General features: G+C 71.3%; 20 protein-coding genes. 9 read left to right on the top strand and 11 right to left on the bottom strand.

The features are described from left to right. Positions 1 to 150: 150 nt before the first annotated feature. From AC507J_RS25465 to AC507J_RS25450, 4 genes are read left to right on the top strand one after another with little or no spacing between them, the layout of a single operon-like run. Positions 151 to 519 (top strand): hypothetical protein, encoded by a 369-nt coding sequence (locus AC507J_RS25465; RefSeq protein ID WP_496291766.1) that lies wholly within the window; start codon positions 151 to 153, stop codon positions 517 to 519. Then, positions 509 to 1,378 carry a pentapeptide repeat-containing protein gene (locus AC507J_RS25460; RefSeq protein ID WP_496291764.1) on the top strand — a complete coding sequence of 290 codons (870 nt, stop codon included), beginning with the start codon at positions 509 to 511 and terminating at the stop codon, positions 1,376 to 1,378. Before AC507J_RS25465 ends, AC507J_RS25460 begins: the two co-directional genes overlap by 11 nt. Continuing rightward, complete coding sequence (locus tag AC507J_RS25455) at positions 1,375 to 5,424, top strand: S1 family serine peptidase (protein ID WP_496291762.1); 4,050 nt, start codon at positions 1,375 to 1,377, stop codon at positions 5,422 to 5,424. Before AC507J_RS25460 ends, AC507J_RS25455 begins: the two co-directional genes overlap by 4 nt. Continuing rightward, positions 5,378 to 6,811, top strand: a complete 1,434-nt coding sequence (locus tag AC507J_RS25450) for an acyltransferase family protein (protein WP_496291760.1) — start codon at positions 5,378 to 5,380, stop codon at positions 6,809 to 6,811. Before AC507J_RS25455 ends, AC507J_RS25450 begins: the two co-directional genes overlap by 47 nt. On the opposite strand, the gene AC507J_RS25445 is transcribed toward AC507J_RS25450, so the two are convergent. From AC507J_RS25445 to AC507J_RS25425, 5 genes are all read right to left on the bottom strand, one after another. Beyond that, on the bottom strand, positions 6,783 to 8,273 hold the full coding sequence (locus tag AC507J_RS25445; RefSeq protein WP_496291758.1) for a CoA-acylating methylmalonate-semialdehyde dehydrogenase: 1,491 nt from the start codon (positions 8,271 to 8,273) through the stop codon (positions 6,783 to 6,785). The two genes, AC507J_RS25450 and AC507J_RS25445, sit on opposite strands and share 29 nt — an antisense overlap. Further along, positions 8,270 to 9,574, bottom strand: coding sequence for an aspartate aminotransferase family protein (locus AC507J_RS25440; protein ID WP_496291756.1), 1,305 nt, complete (start codon positions 9,572 to 9,574; stop codon positions 8,270 to 8,272). Before AC507J_RS25440 ends, AC507J_RS25445 begins: the two co-directional genes overlap by 4 nt. Positions 9,575 to 9,679: 105 nt before the next feature. Further along, positions 9,680 to 10,483 carry a hypothetical protein gene (locus AC507J_RS25435; protein WP_496291754.1) on the bottom strand — a complete coding sequence of 268 codons (804 nt, stop codon included), beginning with the start codon at positions 10,481 to 10,483 and terminating at the stop codon, positions 9,680 to 9,682. A 9-nt stretch (positions 10,484 to 10,492) separates the two neighbouring features. Next, the gene (locus AC507J_RS25430) at positions 10,493 to 11,350 is read right to left on the bottom strand and encodes a hypothetical protein (RefSeq protein ID WP_496291752.1); all 858 of its coding nucleotides are present in this window, start codon (positions 11,348 to 11,350) and stop codon (positions 10,493 to 10,495) included. Between the two features lie 145 nt (positions 11,351 to 11,495). Beyond that, complete coding sequence (locus AC507J_RS25425; RefSeq protein ID WP_496291750.1) at positions 11,496 to 12,143, bottom strand: ferredoxin--NADP reductase; 648 nt, start codon at positions 12,141 to 12,143, stop codon at positions 11,496 to 11,498. Positions 12,144 to 12,251: 108 nt separating this feature from the next. Here AC507J_RS25425 and AC507J_RS25420 point away from each other — a divergent pair, with 108 nt between their 5' ends. Genes AC507J_RS25420 through AC507J_RS25410 form a run of 3 tightly spaced genes read left to right on the top strand, consistent with a single transcriptional unit; the run spans position 12,252 to position 15,007 of the window. Continuing rightward, a complete protein-coding gene (locus AC507J_RS25420; protein ID WP_496291748.1) occupies positions 12,252 to 12,746 on the top strand; it encodes a MarR family winged helix-turn-helix transcriptional regulator in 495 nt (164 codons plus the stop codon). A gap of 53 nt (positions 12,747 to 12,799) precedes the next feature. Next, a complete protein-coding gene (locus AC507J_RS25415; RefSeq protein ID WP_496291746.1) occupies positions 12,800 to 13,396 on the top strand; it encodes a TetR family transcriptional regulator in 597 nt (198 codons plus the stop codon). Between the two features lie 21 nt (positions 13,397 to 13,417). Beyond that, positions 13,418 to 15,007 (top strand): MDR family MFS transporter, encoded by a 1,590-nt coding sequence (locus AC507J_RS25410; protein ID WP_496291744.1) that lies wholly within the window; start codon positions 13,418 to 13,420, stop codon positions 15,005 to 15,007. Positions 15,008 to 15,063: 56 nt separating this feature from the next. On the opposite strand, the gene murD is transcribed toward AC507J_RS25410, so the two are convergent. Next, entirely contained in the window at positions 15,064 to 16,413 is a 1,350-nt protein-coding gene (gene murD, locus AC507J_RS25405; RefSeq protein ID WP_496291741.1) for a UDP-N-acetylmuramoyl-L-alanine--D-glutamate ligase, read from the bottom strand. A 120-nt stretch (positions 16,414 to 16,533) separates the two neighbouring features. Between murD and AC507J_RS25400 the strand changes: the two genes are divergently transcribed. Further along, the gene (locus AC507J_RS25400; protein WP_496291739.1) at positions 16,534 to 17,886 is read left to right on the top strand and encodes a MurL-like N-terminal domain-containing; all 1,353 of its coding nucleotides are present in this window, start codon (positions 16,534 to 16,536) and stop codon (positions 17,884 to 17,886) included. Positions 17,887 to 17,997: 111 nt separating this feature from the next. Here AC507J_RS25400 and AC507J_RS25395 read toward each other — a convergent pair whose 3' ends face one another. The 4 genes from AC507J_RS25395 to AC507J_RS25380 form a co-directional block, all read right to left on the bottom strand. After that, the gene (locus tag AC507J_RS25395; RefSeq protein WP_496291738.1) at positions 17,998 to 19,713 is read right to left on the bottom strand and encodes a PucR family transcriptional regulator; all 1,716 of its coding nucleotides are present in this window, start codon (positions 19,711 to 19,713) and stop codon (positions 17,998 to 18,000) included. Positions 19,714 to 19,774: 61 nt separating this feature from the next. Further along, positions 19,775 to 20,584, bottom strand: coding sequence for a TrmH family RNA methyltransferase (locus AC507J_RS25390; RefSeq protein WP_496291736.1), 810 nt, complete (start codon positions 20,582 to 20,584; stop codon positions 19,775 to 19,777). A gap of 160 nt (positions 20,585 to 20,744) precedes the next feature. Further along, the gene (locus AC507J_RS25385) at positions 20,745 to 22,097 is read right to left on the bottom strand and encodes a CE1 family esterase (protein ID WP_496291733.1); all 1,353 of its coding nucleotides are present in this window, start codon (positions 22,095 to 22,097) and stop codon (positions 20,745 to 20,747) included. 349 nt (positions 22,098 to 22,446) lie between these two features. Continuing rightward, positions 22,447 to 23,322, bottom strand: coding sequence for a sigma-70 family RNA polymerase sigma factor (locus AC507J_RS25380; protein WP_496291731.1), 876 nt, complete (start codon positions 23,320 to 23,322; stop codon positions 22,447 to 22,449). A 77-nt stretch (positions 23,323 to 23,399) separates the two neighbouring features. Here AC507J_RS25380 and AC507J_RS25375 point away from each other — a divergent pair, with 77 nt between their 5' ends. Beyond that, complete coding sequence (locus AC507J_RS25375; protein WP_496291729.1) at positions 23,400 to 23,780, top strand: DoxX family protein; 381 nt, start codon at positions 23,400 to 23,402, stop codon at positions 23,778 to 23,780. Positions 23,781 to 23,810: 30 nt separating this feature from the next. Here the strand turns inward: AC507J_RS25375 and AC507J_RS25370 are convergent, their stop codons facing one another. Beyond that, positions 23,811 to 25,016 (bottom strand): NAD(P)/FAD-dependent oxidoreductase, encoded by a 1,206-nt coding sequence (locus tag AC507J_RS25370; RefSeq protein ID WP_496291727.1) that lies wholly within the window; start codon positions 25,014 to 25,016, stop codon positions 23,811 to 23,813. Positions 25,017 to 25,093: the final 77 nt, after the last annotated feature.

The following is a 25,093-nucleotide window of genomic DNA, read 5'->3' as shown; positions in this document are numbered from 1 at the left end:
CGTCGTGGTCGGCCTCGACGTTGGGCGGTACGCCCACCTCGTCCGCCCACGGGTGTGAAGCCCACCCTGGCGGGGGATTCGGCCGGATGGCGGGTCGGTTAACGTTCAGGCTCGACTTGCTGGCTGGCCGTAGTCCATCTTGGAGATGTGGTGCCGGATATCCCCCTGAGCGATGCACTGGCCGCGCTTATCGAGGACCTTCGCCGGTTGCCGTCCGGCAACCCCGGCGACGGCGTGGAGGTGGAACTGAGCCTGGTGGCGCACGAGGATCGCGGCCGGATCCGATGGCACCTCGCCACACCCGGGGACGCCGGGGCGCAACGGATCCGGTTCACCGTGTATCCGTGGCGGCAGCCGTGGCAGGTCCCTCCCGTCCGGACCGACTACCCCGGCTACCCCAGCTACCCCGGCGCCGACGAGACCCAGGTCGGCCTCGACCCGAACCGCGTCGGCAGCGCGCATCTGCCGCCGATCGTCCGACCCAAGCCCGGCGTGGACGTCGAGCGCGATGCCGACTGACGAGTCCGGCGACGGCGCCGAAACCGATCCCCTCCAGCGCGGTAACGACCGGATCCGCGACGCGGCGAAGTGGCTGGTCGCCAGCGCCGCAGCGGTCGGCGCCGCGATGCTGGCCGGCAGTCAGCTGTCGAGCATCGGCGAACTGCCCCTCGGCGTACCCGACTCGGTGGCGCACGCCCGGCTCTGGGTGGCCGTGCTCGGCGCCGTCGCCGGACTCGCCGCCGTGGTGTACGCCATCTGGACCGCGGTCCAGATCCTGCTGCCGAAGTTGGTGCTGATCAGCGATCTTGACGCGGCGTGGACGCAGCGACGCTCCGAGCTGGCACCGGTGGCCGACCATTTCCGCCGCAATCCGAAGTATCTGCAGGGGTTCTCCGCCCCGGCCGAGGTGATCAGCGCACGCGAGGAACTGATCGCCGCGCAGCGCGACCCGTCCACCGGAGACGACGTGCGGATGCAGCTGACGACCCGGATCGCCGATATCGACGAGCGGATCACCGCGATCGAGGACACGGCCACCCACGAGGCGCTGAAGGACCAGTTCAAGCGCGCCCTGCACAAGCTGATGCTGGCCACCGTCGTCGGCGCGGTCGGCATCGTGGCCTTCGCCTGGGCGGCCAACCCCCCGGCCCACCAACCCGCCGCGGACCTGCGCAACGCGCGCCTGGTCGACGCCTACCTGCGCGACGCCGACCTGCGCAACGCCAGGCTGGACCACGCCGATCTCACCAACGCCGACCTGACCGGCGCGGACCTGACCGGCGCGTCGATCAACGGGGTCACCTGGCGCAACACCATCTGCCCCGACGGCAGCAACAGCGACGAGAACGGCCACACCTGCGCGGGTCACCTGTCGTGACCGGGCCCGAGCCGCACGTCCGACGGGTGGTGAAGGTCCGCGGCACGCTGCTCGGCTCCGGGTACGCCGTCGGAGTGGATCTGGTCCTGACCGCCGGTCACGTCGTCGGTGCCCGTGGGGACGCCGTCTGGGTCTCCCGCAGCGAGAGTCCCACCACGCCGGAGCACCGGGCGACGGTGATCTGGCGGGGCGATGACATCGGCACCGACGCGGCCCTGCTCCGGCTGGACGTGCCCCTCTGGACGGTCGAGGAGACCCACACCCGCTACGGCGAGCTGCGCGGGCACCAGCCGGTGCCGTGCCTGACCGTCGGATATCCATGGGTCCAGGTCACCCGCGACGGCCGTCGCCGCCTCGACGAGCTGCCCGGCCAGGTCATGCCCAGTCTCGGCTTCGAGGATCACCGGTACGCGCTGGACTCCACCAGGATCGCGCCGAACCCACCGCAACCCCAACGGGACGCGACCGGTGCGGTGGTGCGCGACGAGGCCGGCACGCCGGTGCTGGAACCGCACCCGCACAGCGGCTACTCCGGCGCGCCGCTGCTGACCACCGGCGATCGCCAACTCCTGGTCGGCGTCATGCTGGCGGTGCCGTCCCGCTACGGTCCCGGCCGACTCGACGCGGTACGCATCAGCCGGTTGCTTACCGACCCGACCTTCGCGGGCCTGCTCGGCACCTCGCTCGACCAGATCGAACGGGTACCGGCGCAACTGCTGCCGACCGGGATCGTCGAGCATCACGAGGCACTGACCGAGCTGGCGGACCACCTCCGCGGCGACCTGCTGCCCTACGTCCTGCCCGCCGACGCCCGCGCGGCGACCCACCCCGGACGCCTGCTGGACCGCCTCGACGAACTGGCCGGCACCTGCGGCCTGCTCCTGGTCGGTCAGGCGGGCATCGGCAAGACCCGCACCTGCTTCGAGGTCGGCGACTGGGCGGTCAACGCCGGCTGGCGGGTGCTGCACGTACGTCCCGGTGAACCGCTTGTCACCACCGAGCAGCTCCTCGACGTGGTGGCCGGCGCCACCGACGAACGCCTGCTGATCATCGTCGACTACCTGAACCTGAGCGGCCTGGACTACCCCGCGATCCGGCACCGGCTGCTGCCCACCGCACGGGCCCGCGGCATCCGGCTGGCCATGCTCGGTTCGGCCCGGCCCGGCTGGTTCCACCATAAGGACAACAGCCCCCTCACCCAGGTCTTCAAGCCCGTCGAGCTGCGACCCGAGGACGAGCACCTCGACCGGATCCGCGACCAGATCGTCACCGCGTTGGCGCCCACCGCGCGAACGATCCTGGGCGAGAAGCGGCTGGCGCACCTGTGTGGTCGGCGCCCCGTCATCGCGACCCTCATCGCCGCCGAGGCCCAGGCCCAGGCGGTGCGGGGCCGCCTCGCCACGGCCACCGGCGACCTGCGACCGGAGCACCTGCTCGACTGGCTGGTCCGCCGGCTCAACGAGGACGATCTGCTGCACCAGGCCGAGCGGCTGGACGACGAGCGTGATCCGGACCTCCGGTTACAGATCTACGCCGCGATGGCCGCCGCCACCCCGCAACCCCGCCCCGCCCTGATCGCCTGCGGCGGCCGCGTCGCGGACCACGACCACGCCCGGGCCGAGCACCTGCTCGACGTCCTCCTCGCGATGGGCTGGATGATCACGACGCCGGACGGGTTGGCGCCGGTGCACGACATCGTGGTCGACCAACTGCTGGAGCACTGCGCCGTCCGCGCCGGGCTCAACACGGTCCGCACCACGGTCGCCGACCGAATCCTCGACGCCAGCCTGACCAGTGCCCGCACCATCGGCCGGTACGCCATGAATCTCGACCGGCTGCTGCGCGACCTGGCGCTTCAGCAGCGCGACGGCCCGCTCGCCGCGCACTGCACGGGGTGGCTGGCCGGCAACGCGACAGCCGCCGGGGTGTTGCTCTCCAGTCAGCAGGACGAGGGCGCCTACGCCCTCGGCGCGGTGCTTGACAACACGCCCTGGGCGCAGGCGCTCTTCCAGCACTGGTCGCAGCTCGGCGCACCCTGGCTGAGCACGCACGGTGCGTCCCTGCCCGCGCGACACATCCTGTACAAGGGGCTGCGGACGGTCGCCTCGGCGCAGGCGGGACATCTGATCGGCGTGGCAACCGGCTGGCTGGCGCTGCACCGACCAGCGCTGGAAGCCAGCTTCGTCATCGCACCGTTGCTGGGCCGGACCGACCTGCCGCAGCAGGACGCCGGTCACGGGATCGACGCCGCGCTGCACTGGCTCGGCCGGCACGGCGAGCTCACCGAAGCCCGCTTCGTACTGCATCCCCTGCTGAGCCGAACCGACCTCACCTCCGAGGCCGCACAAGCCGCGATCGACGCCGCCCAGATCTGGCTCGACCGGCACCGCGACCTCGCCGAAGCCCAGTTCGTGCTGCACCCGTTGCTGGGTCGGACCGACCTCACCCGCGACCACGTCCGACGCGCGCTCACCACCGCCCTGCACTGGCTCGGCCACCATCGCGACCTCACCGAAGCCCGCTTCGTGCTGGATCCCCTGCTGGGTCGGACCGACCTCACCCCAGACGACGCCCGGTACGCGCTCACCACCGCCCTGCACTGGCTCGGCCACCATCGCGACCTCACCGAAGACGGCTTCGTACTCGATCCCCTGCTGCGCCGCACCGACCTCACCACAGACGACGCGCAACAGGCGATCACCATCGCCCTGCACTGGCTGCACCAACACCGCGACCGCACCGAAGCCGGCTTCGTGCTGCCGCCCCTGCTCAACCGAACCGACCTCACCCCCGAAGCCACCCGATCCACAATCAACGCCGCCCAACGCTGGCTGCACCAACACGGCGACCGCACCGAAGCCGGCTTCGTACTCGATCCCCTACTGCGCCGCACCGACCTCACCACAGACGACGCGCAACAGGCGATCACCATCGCCCTGCACTGGCTGCACCAACACCGCGACCGCACCCAGGCCGGCTTCGTGCTGCCGCCCCTGCTCAACCGAACCGACCTCACCCCCGAAGCCACCCGATCCACAATCGACGCCGCCCAACGCTGGCTGCACCAACACGGCGATCTCATCGAAGCCGGCTTCGTGCTGCCCGCGTTGCTGGCCCGTACCGATCTGCCGGCTGAGGCCGTGGATCGGGCCATCGATGCCGCTCTCGGCTGGCTACGGAAGTACGGCGACACCGACGACGCGGGATACGTCCTGCCGCGGCTGCTGGCCGTACGCAAGCTGGTCGAGCTACCGGAGTGGCTGCCTTCGCTCATCGATTCCTGGACGGAGCGGCACCGGTCGGGACCGGATTTCGTCTTCGTCAGCAAGCATCTCGCCCGGCAGAACGCCCTGACCGAGATCACCGCCGACGTGCTCCTCCAGTGGGCCGCCGACAACCCGCAGGACGCCGACATCCCCTGGCGGGTGATCGGGGTCGCCACCGCCATCGACCGCTTCCCGACGCTGGCCGGCCGACTGTTGCGGTCCGTCGAGAACTACCTGGACGGCATCGAGGGCGAGCAGGCGGAGGTGAACCGGCACGGCGAGCTGGACAGTCTCATCCAGTCCCTCTGCCGGCCGAGGACGTTGCGTTGCGGACTCTCCGGGGCCCGCGTCGACGACATCATCCTCCGCTGGCTGGTCCATCCGGCCGCGTTGAATCCGAGATGCCCGAAAGGCATCCAGTTCAGCGAGACGGCAAGCCGGGTCCGGTCACTGGTACACGCCGGTCGCTTCTCCCACCAGGGCGCGGTCGCCGCGCTGTCCCGGCTGCACGCCTGGATCCCGCACTGGCAGCCCACCGAGCTGCAACTCCCCCTGCGCGAGGCGTCCCGCAGGGACGTGACGGAGTTGCTCGCGGAACTGCGGCGCACGTCGGAGCGGAACCCGCCCGACCGGCCACCCGCACGCCTGCCGCGTCAGCCGGCGGACCCGCTCGCCGTCGCAGCAGGTCACGGCTGCGGCCCCGGCGCCGCCGCGGCTGACATAACCTCAGGTGATGCGCCGTCTGGCCCGCCTCGCCGCCCGGACCCCGGCCGACCGTGAGCGCTACCTCGACCTGCTCCGGGCGCTGGCGATCCTGCTGGTCGTCCTCGGCCACTGGACGATCGCCAGCATCTACTACGACCGGCACGGCCAGCCCGACGGCCACTCGGCCCTGCCGGCGATCCCCTGGGCGTACCCGCTGACCTGGGCGGTCCAGGTCATGCCCGTGTTCTTCCTGGTCGGCGGGTACGCCAACGCCGCCTCGCTCGCGGCGCACCGGGGCCGGGGTGGTGACTGGGGCGGTTGGCTGCTGGGCCGCAGCGCCCGGCTGCTGCGCCCGACCACCGCGCTGGTGCTTGTGCTCGCCGGTGGCTCGGTGCTCGCGCGGTTGGCCGGTGCCGAGCCGAGCATGGTCCGCACCGTCGTCTGGTTCGCCACCATCCCGCTCTGGTTCCTCGCCGCCTACCTGGCGGTGGTGCCGTTGACCCCGCTGATGTACGCGCTGCACCGCCGCTTCGGGCTGGCCGTGCCGGCGGTCCTGGCGCTGCTGGTGGCCCTCGGCGATCTTGGTCGCGCGCTCGGTCCGGCCAACCTGGCCCTGGCCAACTACCTGCTCGGCTGGCTCGCCATCCACCAGCTCGGTTTCGCCTGGTACGACGCCCGCCGGGGCAACTGCCGGCCGGCCGGGGGACGGCAGGTCGGGCTGCGCACCCGGTGCCTGCCCATGTCACCCCGGGCCGCCCTGGTGCTGCTCGCGGGCGGGCTGGTCGTCGCGGTGCTGCTCACCGCCGTCGGACCGTACCCGGTCAGCATGATCAACGCGCCGGGTGAGCGGATGGCCAACGCCGCGCCGCCCAGCGTGGCCCTGCTGGCCGTGGCAACCGCCCAGCTCGGGCTGATCCTGCTGCTGCGCGAGCGGGCCGAACGTTGGCTGCACCGCAGCCGCCCGTGGCAGGCGGTGATCGCCGTAAACGCGGTCGTGCTCACCGTCTTCCTGTGGCACCTGAGCGCGGTGGTGCTGCTGGTGGGGGCGCTGCACGGGCTCGGCCTGCTGCCCACCCCGCCGGCCGGCTCGGCCGCCTGGTTCGCCTGGCGGCTGCCATGGGTGCTGATGTTGGCCGGGGTGCTCGCCATGCTGGTCGCGGTCTTCGGCCCGATCGAGGCCCGCACCGGCCGGAGCGGCGCGAGCCACCCACCGGCCACCGGTGCCGACCGGGCCGGCGGGACCGGCCGGCCGCAGGGAGACGGCCAGCCGGCCCGACGCCGCGCCCGGGACCTGCTCACCGTCGCCGGATTCGCCGCCGTCGGCTACGCCCTGGTGGCCAACAGCGTGACCGCCAAGGCCGCCGCCGAGCCGCTCGGGCTGCCCGTCACCGCGCTGCTGGCCTACCTGGCCGGGGCGGGGACCCTGCGCCTGCTCAGGTCTGGGTGGGGAAGCCGAGGTTGACGCCGCCGTGGCGGGGGTCCAGCCAGCGGCTGGTGACCACCTTGCCCCGGGTGAAGAAGGCGACCCCGTCGGCGCCGTGCGCATGCAGGTCGCCGAAGAGCGAGGACTTCCAGCCGCCGAAGGAGTAGTACGCCATCGGCACCGGGATCGGCACGTTGACGCCGACCATGCCGACCTCCACCTCGTGCTGGTAGCGCCGGGCGGCTCCGCCGTCGTTGGTGAAGATCGCCGTGCCGTTGCCGTACGGGCTGGCGTTCACAAGCGCCACCGCCTCGTCGTACGAGCCGACCCGCAGCACCGACAGGACCGGACCGAAGATCTCATCCGTGTAGATCGACATCTCCGGCGTGACCTGATCGAACAGGGTCGGGCCGAGCCAGAAGCCGCCCGGATCGCCGTCGGGTCGCACGTTCCGCCCGTCCACCACCGGCACCGCGCCGGCGCGTACCCCCGCCTCGACGTACGACCGCACCCGGGCCGCGTGCGCGGCGGTGACCAGCGGTCCCATGTCGCAGCCGCGCCGGCCGTCACCGGTACGCAGCCCGGCGATCCGCCGCGCGATCCGGGCCACCAGTTCGTCGGCGACCGGCTCCACGGCGACCAGTGCGGAGATCGCCATGCACCGCTCCCCAGCCGAGCCGAACCCGGCGTTGACCGCCGCGTCGGCGGCCAGGTCCAGGTCGGCGTCGGGGAGCACCACCATGTGGTTCTTCGCCCCGCCGAGCGCCTGCACCCGCTTACCGGCGGCGGTGCCGTGCTGGTAGACGTACCGGGCGACGGGGGTGGAGCCGACGAACGAGACCGCCTTCACCGTCGGGTGCGCCAGCAGCGCGTCGACCGCCTCCTTGTCGCCGTTCACCACGTTGAGCACCCCGTCGGGCAGGCCGGCCTCGGCGAACCACTCGGCCAGCAGCAGGGCCGCGCTCGGGTCCTTCTCGCTCGGCTTGAGCACCACCGCGTTGCCGGCCGCCACCGCCACCGGGACGAACCAGAGCGGCACCATCACCGGGAAGTTGAACGGGCTGATCACCGCCACCACCCCGAGCGGCTGCCGCAGGCTGTACGAGTCGACCTCGGTGGAGACGTTCGCGCTGAAGCCGCCGCGCAGCGCCGACGGGATGCCGCAGGCGTACTCGATGACCTCCAGCCCGCGCTGCACCTCGCCGGCGGCGTCGGCGAGCACCTTGCCGTGCTCGGCGGTGATCACCTCGGCGAGTCGGTCGCGGCGGGCGTGCACCAGCTCCCGGAAGGCGAACAGCACAGCCGTCCGCTTCGCCAGCGACGCGTCCCGCCAGGCCCGCGCCGCACGCGCGGCGGCGTCGACCGCGACCGCGACGTCCGCGGCGCAGGCCAACTCCACCTGAGCGGTACGCGTCCCGGTGGCCGGGTCGAAGACGTCGCCACGCCGCGCGGAGTCGCCGCTGACCCGCTTGCCGTCGATGAAGTGTCCGATGAGGTTCACGCGGCCACCTGCCCGACGCTGGTCCGGATCGCCTCGACGAGGATGGCCAGGCCCTCCCGGGCCTCCTCCTCGGTCAGCGTCAGCGGCGGTCCCATCCGGACCACGTTGCCGTACAGTCCGCCCTTGCCGACCAACAGGCCGCCCTCGCGGCAGGACTCGAAGACCCGGGTGGCAAGCGCCGGGTCCGGTTCGCTGCCACCCGGCCGGACGAACTCGACCGCGAGCATCAGCCCCTTGCCGCGTACCTCCGCGACGCAGGGCAGCTCGCCCACGGCGGCGCGCAACCCGTCGCCGAGGATCGCGCCGACCCGCGCGGCGTTGGCCTGGAGGTCGTGGTCGAGCAGATAGTCCAGGACCGCGTTGCCGGCGGCGGTGGAGACCGGGTTGCCGCCGAAGGTGGAGAAGCTGATCGCCGGCACCGCCTCCAGCACCTCGGCCCGGCCCACCACGCCGGCCAGGGCGAAGCCGTTGCCGATGCCCTTGGCGAAGGTGAGCAGGTCCGGGGTGACGCCGTGCGCCTGGTAACCCCAGAAGTGCTCCCCGGTACGCCCCCAGCCGGTCTGCACCTCGTCGGAGATGAGCAGGATGCCGTGTTCGTCGAGGACCTTCTTCCACGCCGCGAAGAGCCCGTCCGGGCCGTGCACAAAGCCGCCGACGCCCTGGATCGGCTCGGCGATCAGGCAGGCCACGTCGCCCGCGGTCTGGGTGGCGAGCACCTCGCGCAGGTCCTCCACCGCCGCGTCCAGCCGATCCGCCGGGTCGAGACGGGCCAGCAGGCCGCGCAGCCGCTCACCGGAGTGCAGCCAGGCCACCTGGAGCGGGTTGAGTGCGCTCGCCGACCAGCCCCGGTTACCGGTCACGCCCATCGCCGCGTACGACCGGCCGTGGTAGCTGTTGCGGACGGCCAGGATCTGGTGCGAGCGGCGGTGATTGGTGGCGACCAGCAGCGCCGCCTCGTTCGCCTCCGTGCCGGAGGTGGTGAAGAAGACCCGGGCGTCCGGAATGCCGGAGACCCGGGCGATCTTCTCGGCCAACTCCACCTGCTGACGAATCAGGTAGAGCGTGGAGCTGTGCACGATGCCGGTGCCCAGCTGCCGCTGCACGGCCTCCCGGATCTCCGGGATGTCATAGCCGATCATGTTGGTCAGCACGCCGCCGAAGAAGTCCAGGTAGCTGCGACCCTGCGCGTCGGTGACCCGACGCCCTGCGCCGGAGACCAGCTCGATCGGCTCGGCGTAGTAGAGCGGCATCCAGGACGGGAGCACGGCCCGGTGCCGGGCCAGCAGGTCGTCGGAGGTCACGGTCGCACCCTTCGGATCGCGGCAGTTACCGCACGCTTCCATCACCCTCGCGGCCCCGGCAAGTGCCAAAGTGTCGCGCAGCGACCCACGGCCGTTGACAACACGTCAACGTTTTCCGTCGCCGTCCCAACCGTTGGTCACGCTTACCGTGGCACTGATGCCCGTTCGTCTGCGGATTCCGAACCAGTAGGCGGGAAGGTGCAGCGCTGCCGCGACCACCCCGAAACCCAGCCAGCCGAGGCCGAGCGCGATCGCCCCGGAAGCGTCCTGGCCCAGGTGAACCCCGGTGAGGAAACCGACGAGCGCGAGGCTGTTGCGGGTGAAGTGCCAGCAGAAGGCCGGTAGGTCCCGGCGCACCTCGACCGCCACCAGCACGCCGGCGTACGGGAAGGTGACCACCAGCCCGCGCAGGAGCTGCCCGAGCAGCCCGGTCAGCGTCGCGCCACCGAGGATCAGCACCAGCCGGGCCGGGGCGGCCAGCCGCCCGCCCTCCCCCGCCAGGTCGTCCCGGCCCTCTGCCGATGCCCGCTCTGGCGTGGCGGTCGCGCGGTGACGCAGCAGCAGGGTGGCAAGCAGCCAGAGCAGCACGACGCCGGCAAGCGTCGGCCCGAACGGCAGGGCGAGCGGACGCAGCGCCGCCGCAAGCGCGAGGTAGCCGCCGACACCCGCCGCGTCGGCCAGCAGGATCGGCCAGCGGAGCCGATGATGTGTCACCGCCACGATGCCGAAGAACATGGTCAGCCCGACCACGCCGACGAGTTGCGCCCCGTCGATGTGGTGGCCGGTGGCCAGCTGCGCCGCCGACATGGGCAACGGCAGGCTGGCGACGAAGGCCCGCCACCGGAGCGAACGGATCAGGTTCACCGCCCAGACCACCACGGCCACCAGCAGTACGCCTTGGATGGTCATGGGCCTGGCTTACGAATCGAAGGTGGCCCGGGCGACGCAGGACCGGAACGTCTCGCCGGCCCGGGCCACGTCTGAGACGTTCACCGAGAACCGGTTCTCGGTGATCTCGCCGTGTGCGCTCATGCCGGCCGTCCAGCACGCCTCACCATCCCAGCGGATCAGGTTGACGTGCAGGTCGGCTGGAACCGCCTCGGCCCTCAGCAGCCCCACCCGTACGCCGGCCCGACGCTGCGTGGCCACCAGTTCCGCCAACTCGTCAGAGAACTCGGGATAGGTGAAGATGCGGGTGATCCGCACACCACGGGCCAACGCCGCTAGGTTCTCCGACCAGTACCGTCGGCCGATGTCGCTGCTCCACCAGGCGAGTCGGGGCAGCACGTTGGTCAGCGCCTCCAACTCCCGGACGCAGTCCCGGGTGGCGCCGAGCATGTCCTGATAGTCGGTGCCGGGCCGGATGATGCGCCCCTGTCGCAGCTGTCCGAGATCCTCCTGGAACCGCGCGAACCGGCGCTGGGTCTCCTCGGCGACACGGGTGTCTCGATGGCGCTCCACGGCCTCCCGGGCGGCGGTGGCGAGTTCCGGCACCGCCCGCACCAGCCAGGGCGGGCCAACCAGCAACGTACGCAGGTGAAACCGACGCTCGGCGCGGGCCAGCGAGTCCACCAGCAGCGAGATGGTGATGCCCATGAGACCGGCCAGCAGGGACTCCACACCCGAGGCGGCGCCGGTCAGGTCGAGCGTGACGGAGAGCGCGATCGACAACGCGATGCCGGTCAGGGCGATCGGATCGGTGTGCGCCATCAGTCGGGCGATGCCCACCGCGTACGGATATGGTGTGATCCGCTGCCGCCGCGCCCAACGGGACATCGATCGCCTCCAGCCTGCCGCTGCGACCAGGGTAGGGCTCGCCGTCCACTGGCCGGCCGGCGAGTTTCGGCACCACCGGTGCCGCCGGACGCCCAACGGGAAGTGCCTGGTAGGCCGACCCGACCCGGTTCGCCAGCAGGGAGCGTCAGTAGCCGCGGAAGTTGTCCTTGCGGATCTGCTTGCGGCTGATGCCGAGGTCCTTCAGCACGGCGCTGGTCTCGGCGATGAACTTCGGCATTCCGGAGATGTAGTAGGTCGCGTTCGGGGCGTTCGTGGCGACCTGCTTGAGGTCGACAGCGAAGTCCTCGCGGTCCCGGTGGTAGCGGGCGTCGCTGGCGATTTGCTCCGTCTCGGCCTTGAACGCGTGCCCGTCCCCGATGTGCAGCAGCGTGCTGCGCACGCTGAGGCCCGCCGCGTCGATGTGGCGCAGCAGGGAGCGGAACGGGGTGATGCCCACCCCCTGGGCGAGGAAGACGACCTCGTCGCCGGCCCCGTCCAGGATGAACTTCATGATCGGACCGCGCATCGTGATGCGGTCGCCTGGTCGCAGCGCCGCCAGCGCCTTCTTGTACTTGCTGCCGGAGTCCAGCTTGGTGGCGATCACCACCTGTTCGTCCCCGGGCGCCGACGCCAGGGAGAACGGCCTGGTCCCCCCACCCTTGATGGTGAAGATGCCGTGCTGTCCGGCGATGTGCCGGAAGGGCTTGGTGGCGGTGAACGCGAAGACCGCGACGCCACCATCCTCCTCCCAGCGGTCAGCGAACTCGAGCGGCGTGGACGACAGCAGACTCATGGCTTCTCCTGAGTTGAGGTGAGACTCTTTTCGTTAAAACTAGCAGATAGTTTTGGTTCACCAACTATCCTGGATAAACGATGATCAGTGAAATGGTAGTTTTGTACGGTGACCTCCACTGCAACCCCGGATCCAGGCATCCCCCTGCCGGTGCTGCTCTCGCAGGCCGGCGAACGGGCACGGGAGCTTCTGCAACGCCAGCTCGCGTCGTCGCGACTGCGACCACGGCACGCGCACGTCCTGCTCTTCCTGGAGCGCACCGGCGCAGCCGGGCAGCAGGAGCTGCTGGAGCGGCTCAACGTCGACGCCAGCGCGCTGGTGGGCCTGCTAAACGACCTTGAGGGCGACGGCATGGTCGAGCGCCATCGCGACCCCGCCGACCGCCGCCGGCACATCGTCACCCTCTCGGAACACGGCAGGGCAGCGGTCGCGGAGGTCCACGCGTCGATCGACGAGATGAGCGACGCCCTCTTCGGAGCCCTGAGCGACACGGACCGCGGCCACCTGCATCGGATCTTGACGGTCATGTCGTCCGGTTCCCCGGCCGCGACGGCCGGCTGCCCGGACCGGCCGTGCGGGCCAACCGGTCCAGCCGCTTCGTGACATGCACAACATGCAGTTGGTGAACTCTTTGCACTGAGTGCAAGATTGGCCCCATGGCCAAGACCGAAGGGCTACGCGAGCGACGACGCCGTCAGACGCACCGCGAGATCCACGAGACCGCGCTGCGGCTCGCCGGTGAGCGGGGCTTCGCCAAGGTGACAGTGGAGGAGATCAGCGCCGGAGCGGGCGTCTCCACCCGGACCTTCTTCAACTACTTCGCAAGCAAGGAAGCGGCGGTCATCGCGATGCCGCCGATGCCGCCCGACGAGGACGTCGCCGCCTTCGCCGCGGCCGGCCCCGCAGCACCGAGTGACGTGCTCCTGGATCTGATCGATCTGCTCCTGCGCGACATGGCCCGCCACCCACCCCGCCGCGATGCGCTGCACGGCATGTTCGCCCTGAGCCAGGACCATCCCGCGGTCCTCGCCGCCATGCTCGCCGGTTTCGAGACCTTCCAACGGCAGCTGGCCGCGACCGTCGCCGCGCGCACCGGGGAGCAGCCGCAGGACGAGATGCCACGCCTGATCGCGAGTCTCACGATGGCCGCCATCCGGACCAGCCTGGAGAACTTCACCTCCGGCGACGACGACAACCCCGTCCCGTACGTCGAACGCGCCGTGACCACACTGCGCGCCCTACTCGGCCGCTGAGCCGACCCAGGAGACCTCCCGATGACCGACACCGCGACCCGGGAGCGTGACTCGTTCACCCTCCCGCCACACTTCGGTTTGATCTTCGCCGGCCTGATGGCCACCATGCTGCTCGCCTCGCTCGACCAGACCATCGTGTCGACCGCGCTACCCACGGTCGTCGGTGAGCTCAACGGCGTCAGCCACATGGCGTGGGTGACCACCGCGTACATCCTCGCCGCCACCATCGGCATGCCGCTGTACGGTCGCTTCGGCGACCTGATCGGCCGCAAGACCCTGTTCCTCAGCGGCATCGGCATCTTCCTCGTCGGCTCCGTGATCGCCGGTGCGGCCTCCAGCATGACCATGCTCATCATCGGCCGGGCGGTGCAGGGACTCGGCGGCGGCGGACTGATGATCACCTCCCAGGCGATCATCGCCGACCTCGTCCCGCCCCGGCAGCGCGCCCGTTACATGGCTCCGATCGGCGCGGTCTTCGGGCTTTCCGCCGTGATCGGCCCCCTGCTCGGCGGCTACTTCACCGACCACGCCGACTGGCGTTGGGCCTTCTGGATCAACCTGCCGGTCGGCATCGTCGCGCTGCTGGTCTGCGCGTTCGCGTTGCGCCTGCCGCGCAAGCGCAACAAGGTCTCCATCGACTACGTCGGCATCACCCTGATGGCCGCCTCGGTCAGCGCCACCGTACTGGTTGCTGTCTGGGGTGGCACGGAGTACGCCTGGACCGATCCGCTGATCCTGAGCCTGGCCATCGGCGCCGCGCTCGGCTGGGTGCTGTTCTTCCTCTCGCAGCGCCGGGCCGCCGAGCCGATCATCCCGCTGTGGCTGTTCCGCAGCCGGATCTTCAACCTGGCCACCCTGCTCAGCCTGATCACTGTCGGGGTCGGCATGTTCGCCGTCATCGGGTACCTGCCGACCTACCTGCAGATGGTCTACGGAGTGAGCGCCACCGAATCCGGCCTGCTACTCATTCCGATGATCGTCGGCATGATGGGCACCGCCCTACCCTCCGGGCAGTTGATCAGCCGGAGCGGGCGCTACAAGATCTACCCGGTCATCGGCACGATCTTTCTGGGCGCGGCGGCCCTGCTGCTCTCCACCCTCAGCGTGGGCACCTCCCTCTGGGTGGTCGGCGCCTACATCCTCCTGTTCGGCGCCGGCCTCGGCCTGATCATGCAGAACGTCGTCCTCGCCGTGCAGAACGACTTCCCCGCCGCCGCGGTCGGCACCGCCACCTCGTCGAACAACTTCTTCCGCGAGATCGGGGCCACACTCGGCAGTGCCGCCGTCGGTGCGATCTTCACCAGCCGGCTCACCGACCAACTCGCCAGCCGGTTCTCCGGCGACGCGGCCGGCGCGATCGGCAACACCGACTCGCTGACCCCGGCAGCCGTGCACGCGCTGCCGACCGCGGTGCAGGACGCCGTGGTAGCCGCCTACCAGCATGCGTTGACGCCGGTCTTCGGTTACCTGGTGCCCCTGTTCGCCGCCGGTCTGGTGCTGGCGCTGCTGCTGCCCGAGAAGAAGCTGGCCAGCACCCACGCCGAGATGGGTGCCGACACCACCACCGGCCCGGGCCACACCGCACCACCCGCGGCCGCCTTGCCGGTCTGAGCGAATGGTCAACCGTGCCCCCATCGCCGAGACGGCGGTGGGGGCACGGCGGACGGTCAGGCTGGCGCGGTGGCCCGCACTGCCTCGGCGAAGACCTCGGAGCGGTGTTCGAAGTTGCGGAACCGGCCATAGCTCGGGGCGGCCGGCGAGAGCAGCACCACCCCGCCGGCCGGAGTTACCTGCCGGGCCACCCGCACCGCCTCGGCCAGATCCTCGACCAGTTCGGTACGTACCTTCGGCAGCCCGTCGAGCGCCTCGACGATGCGCGGGCCGCTGTCCGGCATGCCGATCACGGTAAGCTCCCGCTCGGCCAGATGGTCGCGCAGCGGGGTGTAGTCGACCCCCCGGTCGTTGCCGCCGACGATCACGGTCAACGGCCGTCCGTCGTACGCGTCGATGGCGTGCATGGCCGCGTACGGGCTGGTGGCCAGGGTGTCGTCGACGAAGGTCAGGCCCGACGGGTCGGCGATCTCGGTGAGCCGGTGGGCCAGCCCCTGGAACTCGGCCACCGCCACGGCCAGGGTGTCCTTGCGGTCGACCAGGTCCACTCCGAGCGCGTCGAGCACGGCAAGCGCCACGCAGAGGTTGCCCTCGTTGTGCCGCCCGACCAGCGGCAGCACCGCCCGGGGAAAGAGCGGCCGGTCGACCAGGTGGAACCAGGGGCGCCCGTCCGGCCCGGCGGCGACGTTCACCGAGTCGGCCGTGGCGGCGCGCACCGCCGCGCGGTCGCCCAACTCGACAAGCAGCCGGGGATCGGTGCCGTTGACCACCACCGTGCGCGGTCCGTACGCCAGCAGGTTGAGCTTGTCCCGGTAGTACTCCCGCTCGCCGCCGTGCGCGTCCAGGTGCTCGGGAAAGAGCGCGGTGACCACCGCCACCCGGGGCGAGTCGGTCAGGTCGCTGCACTGGTAGCTGGACAGCTCCAGCACGTACAGCTCCGCCTCCGGCAGGTCGAGCGTGGGTACGCCGATGTTGCCACCGAAGACGTTCGGCCGGTCCACGGCGGTCAGCAGGTGGTTGATCAGGCTCGACGTGGTGCTCTTGCCCTTGCTGCCGGTCACCCCGACGGTGCGCTCGCCGTGATCGGCCATCCAGAGCGCGGTGCCCTGGGTGACGGTCGCGCCCCGGCGGCGCAGCTCCACCAGCCACGGATGGGTTTGCGGTACGCCCGGTGAGCGGACCACCACGTCGGCGGCGGCCAACCGGGCGAAGCCCTCCTCGCCGGTGACCAGCGGGGCGGCCTCCGCCAGCGGCCCGTCCCACGGCAACGCGAGAAAGTTGGCGCTGTCGTCCACGGCGACCAGGTCCGCCGGGCCGTGGGCGGCGATCGCCGTCACCGCGGCCCGCCCCTCCCGACCGGCCCCCCAGACGGCGACGGTACGTCCGCGCAGCTCAGACAGGCGCACAAGCTCTCCTCGGATTCGACGGCATGACACGGGCGCGCTCCGGCGTCGCCGACCCCGCACTCGCGTCGGGTTCACGGCGGAGCCGGGCACGGCCGGACGAACCAGGGCCTAGTATGGCGTGTGCCCAATACGCAGCTGGCGCGGATGGACGCCTTCACCTTCCCGTCCTACTCGATCGACCTCTCCACCGGGGAGGCGTTGTTCGACTACGCCCTGACCGGCCCCGACGGCGAGCAGCGATTCACCGAGGCGATCACGCTTCCGGTGCCCGAGCAGTCACCGTCGGACGCCGCCGTGGCCGCGCTCGGCCGGGTGCTGGAGCTGCTGCACGTGGTGGCCGGGGTCAGCTACTACAAGACCGCCGCGCCGGGGCAGCTGGTGCTGCCGGCGCCGCTCGGCCCGGCCGCCGCCGAGTTCGTCACCGCCGTCTACACCAAGGGCCTCGCCGAGTACGCGTACCGCAACGCGTTGCCGCACGTGCTCGAACTGGCACCGGTGGTGCCGGACGGCCGGGTACGGCCGGCGGCCGAGTACGACAACTCCGACCGGCGCCCGCTCTCGGCGGTCGGCGGCGGCAAGGACTCGATCGTCAGCCTGGAGGCGCTGCGCCGCGCCGGGCTCGACCCCGTGCCCTTCTCGGTCAACCCGAACCACGTGATCAACTCCGTGAACGCGGCGTCCGGGCTCGCCCCCCTTGCCGCCCGGCGGCGCATCGATCCGGTGCTGTTCGAGCTGAACGCGGCAGGTGCCCGCAACGGACACATCCCGGTCACCGCGATCAACTCGCTGATCGCGGTCGCCACCGCGGTGCTGCACGGGCTCGGCCCGGTGGTGATGTCCAACGAACGCTCCGCGTCGGACCCGAACCTGATCTGGAACGGCCACGAGATCAACCACCAGTGGTCCAAGGGGGCGGAGGCCGAGGGGCTGCTCCGGGTGGCACTTGCCGAACACGCCGGGCTCGTCGAACCGTACTTCTCCCTGCTACGTCCCCTGTCGGAGCTGCACATCGCCCGGCTGTTCGCCACCATCGACCGCTACGACGACGTGGTGACCAGCTGCAACGCCGCGTTCAAGCTGCGCGACGCCAGCGAACGCTGGTGCCGCAACTGCCCCAAGTGCCGGTTCGTCTTCCTCGCCCTGGCGCCCTTCATGTCCCGCGAACGGATCGTCCACATCTTCGGCGGCGACCTGCTCGCCGACGAGACCCAACTGCCGGGCTACCGGGAACTGCTCGGCGTGGACGGGCACAAGCCCTTCGAGTGCGTCGGCGAGGTGGAGGAGTCGGTGGTCGCGCTGAGCCTGCTGGCCCAGCAGCCCGACTGGCGCGACGCCCCGGTCGTACGCGCCCTGGTGGCCGCCGTGCCGGACACCGCGTGGACCACGGCCGCCACCTCCGACACCTTCACCCCCGCCGCCCCCAACCACATCCCCCCCACCTACCTGAAAGCCCTAAACGCCCTAACCCCCTAACTACCTCCCCGCCCTCTCCCCTGCCCCGCGATCTTGCACTTCCCGTCGGCGCAAAAGCCCAAAAAAGGCGCGAAGCGCCGACCGAAGGTGCAAGATCGGCGAGGGTAGGGGTCAGGGAGCGCGGACGGCGTCGAGGGCGAGCAGGGCCACGTGCAGGGAGAGGCAGGTGTCGACGGAGTCGAGGTCGACGTCGAGGATCCGGCCGATGCGGGCCAGCCGCTCGTAGAACGCCGGCCGGGACAAATGTGTCGCCCCGGCCGCCGCCGACTTGTTCCGCCCCTGTTCCAGGTACGCCCGCAGGGTGCCGAGCAGTTGCTCACGCGGGTGCCGGGCATCGTACGTCAGCAGGGCGCCCAGCTCGCGCTCGACGAACGTCTGTAGCCGCGGCTCGTCGCGCAGCAGGTGCAGCAGCCCGGCGAGCCCGACGTGCGGCAACCGGAAGATCGGCAGGTCCCGCCGGTCCCGCCGAGCCGCCTCGGCGACCTGCCGGGCCTCGGTGAGCGACCGTCCCGCCTCGCGCAGGCTACCCACCCCGGAACCGGCCGCGATGATCAGATCGCCGGAGACCCGAGGGCGGTTGCGGCGCAGCGCGGCGGCGAAGGCGGCCAGCGCCCGTTCCTCCGCCGCCAGGTCGGGCAGGGCCAGCAGCGCACCGACGGCCTGATCGTCCACCACGCTGGTCAACGCGGTCAGGTGCGCCTCGCGCAGCGCCTGCCCCACCGTCTCGGCGAGGTCCCGCAGCCGGGCCGGCCCAGGATCGCCACCCGGCAACGCCCAATCGACGTCGGAGACGACAGGGTCGGCGGCCGGACCGGCCTCTCCCCCCGGCTCGTCGCCCCGGTGCCGGACCACCACGCCGACCAGGTGCCGACGCTCCAGCACCAGCCCCAGCCCTCGGGCTCGCAGGCTCACCTCGTCCACCGGCCGGGTACGGTCCAGCAACGCGGTGAGCAGGGTGCGATGGACCTGCCGTTCCAGCCCCTCGGCGTCGCGCCGGATCAGCCGCCCCAACGCCAGCGCCGAGGCGGCCCGTTCCACCAGAATGGTCAGCCGCGTCGGCGGCGTGGCCGCGGCGCGCACCGCGCCAACCGACCCACCCAGGTCACCACCCGGCCAGCGCAGCAGCAGCCGGCCCCAGTCCTCGCCCCGGGCGCCGACCATTGTCACCAGCCAGCCACTGTCCGGGTCGTACGCCGTACGTCCGGCCGGCCGGATCCGTCGCGAGTGCTGCTCCCACCCGTCGAGCAGCAGTTCCGCCTGCTCCCCCGCCGGGTCGTACGCGAGCACCTGGCGGGAGAGGTTCTCCAGCACCACCGGGCAGCCGGACAGCTCGGCGGCCTGCCGGATCACCTCCTCCGGGTCGGCGCCCTCCACCGACAGTTCGGTGAACCGCTGATGGATCTCCTCGGTGGCGCGCAGCTCAGTGAGCTGCGCGTCGACGATCAGCGCGTGCACCGCCTCGGTGATCCGGACGAACGGGGTGGCCCGGCGCAGTTCCACAAGCGGCAGGCCGTGCCGCTGGGCGGCGGCGACCATCACCCTCGGCACCCCGGAGAGGTAGCGGCGGCCAAGCTCGACCACCAGTCCGGAGACGCCGACGCCAGCCAGGTCACCGATGAAGGCCCGCAGACCTACGTCGTCGGCCGGCAGCCCGATACCGGTGGTGAGCACCAGTTCGCCACCGCCGAGCAGGGTGGCGATGTCCGGCACCTCGGCCACGTGCACCCAGCGCACCGGCCGATCCACCCCGGCGTGGCCCGCGACCAGGCGCGGCGCGCCGTGGCGGACCGGATTCAACGCCAGGACCTCACGCACGGTAGGGAACACGCGCGACACGCTACCGTCCGTGACGCGGGTCCCGGTAGCCGCTGGCCAGCGGCCGTACCGCTCAGACGGGGTCGTCGCGACCCAACTCCCAGCAGGCCACCGCGCTCGCGGCAGCGACGTTCAGCGAGTCGACGCCGCGACGCATCGGGATGACCACCCGTACGTCGCTGGCCGCCATCGCGGCGTCGGTCAGCCCGGCCCCCTCGGCACCGAGCAGCAGCGCGGCCCGGGCCCGCTGGTCCGCCGTCAGCCGTTGGATCGGCACCGCGTCCGGTGCCGGGGTCATCGCCAGCACGGTGAAGCCGGCCTCCCGCACCTGCGCCAGCGCCGCCGGCCAGGGCTCCAGTTTCGCGTACGGCACAGCGAAGACCTCGCCCATGCTGACCCGTACGCTGCGCCGGTAGAGCGGGTCGGCGCAGGACGGCGAGAGCAGCACCGCGTCCACGCCGAGCGCGGCGACCGCCCGGAAGATCGCCCCCAGATTGGTGTGGTTGTTGACGTCCTCGAGGATCACCACGCGGCGGGCGGTGGCGAGCACCTCGGCGGCGGCCGGCAACGCCTTGCGCCGGAACGACGCGAGCACCCCCCGATGCACGTGGAAGCCGGTGGCCGCCCGCAGCACGTCCTGCGTTGCGGCGTAGACCGGGGTGTCGCCGGTGTCCAGGTCGGCGAGCTGGTCGACCCGCTTGGCGTCGACGAGGTACGACCGGGCCGGATAGCCGGCCCGTAGCGCCCGCCGCAGCACCAGCTCTCCCTCGGCGATGAACAGCCCGTGCGGTGGTTCCCACCGGGTCCGCAACTCCACGTCCGTCAACGCCCGGTAGTCGCCGATCCGCTCGTCGTCCGGCTCGGTGATCAACTCAACACCCACCCGCCGAGTGTAAGGAGGGGCGCCTTGTCAATGCCTGCGGCGGTGCAGGGCTCCCTTGTCAGCGGGAGACGTCCCCGGGCAGCTTCCGCCCGGGGACGTCTCGACGGCGTCCGGCGCCGTACGCCGTAGCGGCTACGGGCGACGGTGCGCCCGTAGCCGATCAGGCGATGGTGCAGGTGGATCCGTTGAGCGCGAACGAGCCCGGTCTGCCGCTGTTGCCGGTGTGGGTGGCCTGGAAGCCGATGCTTACCGACGCGCCGGCGGCGATGGTGCCGTTGTACGACACGTTGCGCGCCGTCACCTGGCCGGAGTTGGGCGAGTAGCTGGCGTTCCAGCCGCCGGTGATGGTCTGCCCACCCGGCAGCGTGAAGACCAGCGACCAGCCGTTGATCGCGCTGTTACCGGTGTTGGTGATGGTGATGTCCTCGGTCAGGCCGCTGTTCCAGGCGTTGACCGTGACCGCGACCCGGCAGGCACCGGTGCCGCCGGGCGGCGGGGTGGTCGGGTTCGGCGGCGGCGTGGTGGGATTCGGCGGCGGGGTGGTGCCGCCACCGAACTGGGTGAAGAAGTTCCAGGTCTCGGCCGGCAGGTACGTGGTGCGGCCCTTGACGTCCGGCGGTGCGTCGCGGTTGGCGCCGTCGGCCGGGCTGGCGTCGTGCCCGCCGTCGAAGGCGATCCACCGCACCGGGTAGCCGGCCGCGCAGCCGGAGTAGTTGGTGGTGATGTGGGTGCGGCTGTTCACCGCCGGCTCCGGCGCGTTCTGCCGCGTACACCCGTTGTTCGTCACGAACCGGTCCCGCAGCGACCGGCCACCGGCGATGCCCAGGACGCCGTCGCTGACCCCGTGGGCACCCAGGTACGCGATCCGGCCGGTGCCGCCGCTGCATCCGCTGATCTGCCCGCCCGCGTACACCGCGACCGCCCGGAACACGTCCGGCCGCGCGCACGCCAGCGCGTAGCTCATTCCGCCGCCGAAGCTGAACCCGAGCGCGAACCGCAGCGTCGTCTCCACGCAGAGGTTCGCCTCGATCTGCCGCAACATGTCATCGACGAAGGTCACGTCCTCGCCGCCAGAGTTGGCCCAGCCGTTGTTCAGACCCTGCGGCGCCACGAAGATCGCGGTGTTGTTCGCCAACTGCCGCAGCCCGTAGTACGACCACACGTCCCGCAGCACCGTCTGCCCGGTGTCCACGTCCACGGCGGTACCACCGCGCCAGTGGAACCCGAAGATCAGCCGGTACGGATTGTTCTGGTTGTAGTTGGCCGGCACCCGCAGGATGAAGCTACGGCTCTTACCGTTGCTCTGAATCGTGTGCGTGCCGCTGTTCAAGCCCGGCGACCGACCACAGCCCGCCGACGCCGCAAGGGTGCCGACCTGCCCGGCCGTGACGGCGGCGGCTTTCGGCGTCGAAGCGGTGGCGCCGGTGGTGCCGGCCAGACCCACGGCACCGGCGACCAGGACGAGCAGTGCCGCGAGTGCGGCGGGGGTGAAGAGCGATCTGTTTTTCACCATCGTGTACTCCGTTCCGCGCCACTGACGACGCGCAGGGTGGTGCGATGCACCGTGGTGGTGGTGTCGTGCTGGGCCCCAGATCCAAACCACGACAAACGAGCGCGCCCCTGGCTCCACCTTGCAACGTATCGTGTGAGCGATAACATATCAAGGTATGTGAATATCGTGGCGAGCCACCGTCACCCGGGCAGGGCGATCCACCGCGGCGGCACCTGGTGGGTCAGCCAGACGCCGTTGGCGGCCCGATAGAAGGTACGGCCACTGGCATGCATGCCGGTGGCGTCGATGCTGAGCACGACCGGACCGCCGCGTCGGGCACAACCCGCCCGTGGAGCCGCTCGGCCGTCGGTCAGGCTGCGCGGGCCGGAGCCGGCAGGTCGAGCCGGCCCAGCCGGGCCCGGTCGGCGATGGAGACGATCCTGGTCATGCGGCCGTTCTCGACGGTGCAGGCCATCAGGCCCACCGGGTGACCGGCCGGTCCCCAGACGAGGATCCCGGGCTGCCCGTCGACCAGGACGCGACGAACCGTGAAACCCAACCCGCCACCGCGCACTACCGCGCGGGCGAGTTCGGCGCGGCCACGCCGCACCACGACGTCCCGCGCGCCCGTCACCTCCCAGGTCAGCTCCGGGTCAAGGACCGATAGCAGCGCCTCGAAGTCTCCGTCGCGTGCTGCGGACAGGAACGCATCGACCACCTGGCGCTGCTGGCGAAGGCGGGCGGTGGGGCGGGCGGCGCCGTGCACTTTGCGACGCGCCCTGCTCGCGGCCATCTTCGCGGCGTCGGCCGATTTGTCGATGATCGCCCCGATCTCGGCGAACGGCATGGCGAACATGTCATGCAGCACGAACGCCAACCGCTCGTCGGATTGCAGGGAGTCCAGCACGACCAGCAGCGCCAGACCGAGCGACTCGACCTTCAGCGCCTGGTCCGCCGGGTCGTTACCGGGGTCGTCCTCGGTCACGACAAGCTCACGGGTGTCGAACGGCACCTCGCCCTTGGCCGTCCGCACCCGCAGCACATCGATGCTCAATCTGCCCACCACTGTGGTGAGCCAGCCAGCCAGGTTGTCCACGGAGGCGGGCTCCTGGCGGGCCAGGCGCAGCCAGGCCTCCTGCACGACATCCTCGGCGTCGCTCCGGTTACCGAGAACGCGCGTGGCGATCGCCATCAGGCGTTCGCGATGTGCCTGGAACTCCTCGACCAAGGACGTCGCCGCGTTCATCGGTTACCTCTTCTCGCTCCGGTTCGTCATCCACACGACGCCCCCGAGCGGGCCCTTGTGACACCGAAGGAGCAACCATGAACCTCACCCTGTGGATCCTCGCCGGCGCCCTCGCCCTCGCGTTCACCGTCGGAGGCACCAGCCTGCTGCTGTTACCGAGGGAGAAGTACCGCGCCCTCGGATCCAGCCAACACTGGGTCGACGACTTCGGTGACGCGCAGCTCAAAATCATCGGCACGATCAAGATCATCGGCTGTCTGGGGCTGATCCTGCCGGCGGCGTTCAATGTCGCGCCGGTCCTGACCCCGCTCGCGGCATGCGGGATGATGCTGTTCATGGCCGGCGCCGGGACCACGCGATTCCGCCGCGGGGAGTGGAAGTTCCTTGCCGGTGACCTGCTCTACCTGAGCCTGTTCGCCTTCCTCGCCTGGGGGCGGTTCGACCTGCATCCGCTGTAGGTCGACGCTGCGGCGTCGCGGCCACCGATCTCATCTGGCGATTCTCTGCCGCGCACCCCCGCTGAGCATCGCCGGTCGCGGCACGGTGATGCGGCGGCGACGGGACGGGAGCATGAGCGTCGGGTGGGAGATGCTCCAGGCCGCGCTTCGGCAGACCAGCTCCTTGTAGCGGGCCGCCAGCCCGCCGGTGAGATGGAACGACCTGGCCCGGTCGTCGGCGGTCACGTACTGGATGATGCCGTCGCGCCGGCCGAGGCTTATGCACTGGTTGAAGTAGCGCAGCGGGGCCCTGGGGATCGGTCGGCCCCTCAGCCGCGCGGCGATGGCGTCGGCGGCCTGCCAGGCCATCGGCGCGCCGGTCGCACAGGACATCCGCAGCGGCCGGCCGCCCGGGCCGTCGGCGAGGGCGGCGTCGCCGACCGCGTACACGTCGGGATGCGAGATGGAGCGCATCGTCGCGTCCACGACGATCTGCCCGGTCGGCGCGACCGCCAGGGTAGTGGCCGCGGCGATGGGATGGACGGCGAAACCGGCCGTCCAGACGGTCACCCGCGCGGGGATGACGCGACCGTCGGCGGTGGCGGCACCCGTCTGCTCGACGCGGGCGACGTCGGCGTGCTCGTGAACGGTGATGCCGAGCCGGTCGAAGGCCTTCCGCAGGTACCGCTGGGCCCGCTCGTCGAGCCAGTCGCCGAGACCGCCACGGGTGGCGATCGCGACGTCGAGGTCGGGCCGGGCCTCGGCGAGCTCGGTGGCCGCTTCGAGCCCGGTGAGGCCCCCGCCGACGACCAGCAGGGTTTCGCCCGCGGTGAGCTCGTGCAGGCGCGCGCGCAACCGCAGCGCGGACCGCCTACCGGCCACGTCGTAGGCGTGCTCGGCGACGCCGGGTACACCGTGGTCGGCGGAGGTGCTGCCGAGGGCGTAGACGAGCGTGTCGTAGCCGATCTCGTCGAGGCCCTGCCCGTCGTCGAGCGTCACGACCCGACGGTCGGCGTCGACGGCGGTCACCCGGGCCACGCGTACCCGCACGCCGGTGCCCGCGTAGATGTCACTCAGCCTGCGCGGCTTGAGCTGCTGGCCGGCGGCGAGCTGGTGCATGCGGACCCGCTCGACGAAATCCGGTTCGGCGTTGACGATGGTGATCTCGGTGTGCTCGGGGTGCAGCCGCCGGGCGAGGCGTCCGGCGGCGGTGGCTCCGGCGTACCCGGCTCCGAGGACGACGATGCGATGCCTCATGATCCCACTCCTGTCTCGGTGGCGTTCGTTACCTGAACCGGACAGCGCCGCGATTGCTGACAGGAGACGGCTATGAC

Source organism: Micromonospora sp. PRAS1 (assembly GCF_059553435.1).
Note: the sequence above shows the minus strand (reverse complement) of the source record. Positions and strands in the feature narration are given on the sequence as shown.